At 45.8% G+C, this 1,307-nt stretch carries 1 protein-coding gene; it reads right to left on the bottom strand.

The genetic code is table 11. The features are described 5' to 3' along the window. On the bottom strand, positions 1-1,211 hold a 1,211-nt coding region (locus tag DEU29_RS13950; RefSeq protein ID WP_133541023.1), incomplete at its 3' end, for an IS4 family transposase. Positions 1,212-1,307: the final 96 nt, after the last annotated feature.

Here is a 1,307-nt window from a genome sequence, read left to right as displayed (position 1 = left end):
TCCATCATCTGCTCCATGACTTTGGGTATTTTGCCAGGAGAGATATTTACGAGTATGTGTAGTTGGCCAACCAAGTAGTGGGAGGCCTGTTTAAAACTAATTTGGTTAGGCTCTACGTGTTTCAGGCTGTAAGCCATCTGGGCCATCATATATCGTAACAAGTTGTATGCCACGAGCATTCCCCAGAGCTCTTGCTCAACCAACTCAGGACGCTTACTCCGTAAGGTCAGTTCATTCTTGAGCATATATTGTTTCATTTCCCGGTAAGCTTGCTCAATTTCCCATCGGTGGGCGTACAAGTCGACGATATCCGCTTCCGGATAGCGCATCGTATCAGTCATTGAGGTTAATATAGCAACATCCTTCTTGCCGATTTTCTTACTAACCAATCGCGCCTGAACGGTTTCAGGTGCGTTATCCCACTTTCTTTTTGCCTGAGGCGATAGTTTTACTTCCACCAGTTTGTCGGTGTTACTGAATGATGTTTTTACAGTATATTGCGCACCTTTTCTGAGCGGGATAAGCCAGTGTCGCTCTTCACCCGCACGGTGCCACTGATCTAGCAGACCCAGTGCGTAGAAGCCTTTATCAAATAAAGTCAGCGAATGGTCAGGGGTTTGTTCAATGAATTTAGCTGCCAAGTCAACTTCACTGACTTCTGCAACACTGCCAAACTCCGTTGCAGTCACTAAATGACTGCTGACTTCCATTTGATTAACCATACGAATTTGAGGATAGTCAGACTCTCTGCGTTGATTAGCAGTCCGCCCAAAACGCTCACTGTTTTCGAGTGTATCAGGAGTACGCCAAATCGTACCATCCACTGCCAAAATCGATAGGTCATTCCAATGAGACGTTGGTAGCTTATCGAACCACAGCTTGTTAGTAAGTTCGAACATCCGTTTCATAACGTCAGCGCCCAAGCGTTGCCGTGCCTGAACAACAGCGCTTGGTGCAACGTAGGGCCTGTTACCAGGCAACATTAAATCAAGATGCGAAACCAATTGCCGCATCGGCATGTCCCTAAAAAGCGCCATCCCAACAACAGCCCACACCATAAAGTCCATGGGTAAGCGTCGCTTCCGTACGGTTGTAACGCCTGTATCCTGCAGACATTGTTCGATTAACTCAGGCTCCAGCAAATCAGGTAACTTACTGAAATCATCTGGTGTAAATTCTTGCAGTTGATCTAACGCTTGACTTAAAAACATAAAAAAATCCATAGCCAGAGAGTCTGACTATGGATTTTGAAGGCTCTGCCGGATCGGTCAACCGATCGCTAAAAATTTCTTAACTGATCGGCATTA

Origin of the sequence: Idiomarina aquatica (assembly GCF_004362895.1) — a bacterium.
Classification (GTDB): domain Bacteria; phylum Pseudomonadota; class Gammaproteobacteria; order Enterobacterales; family Alteromonadaceae; genus Idiomarina.
Note: the sequence above shows the minus strand (reverse complement) of the source record. Positions and strands in the feature narration are given on the sequence as shown.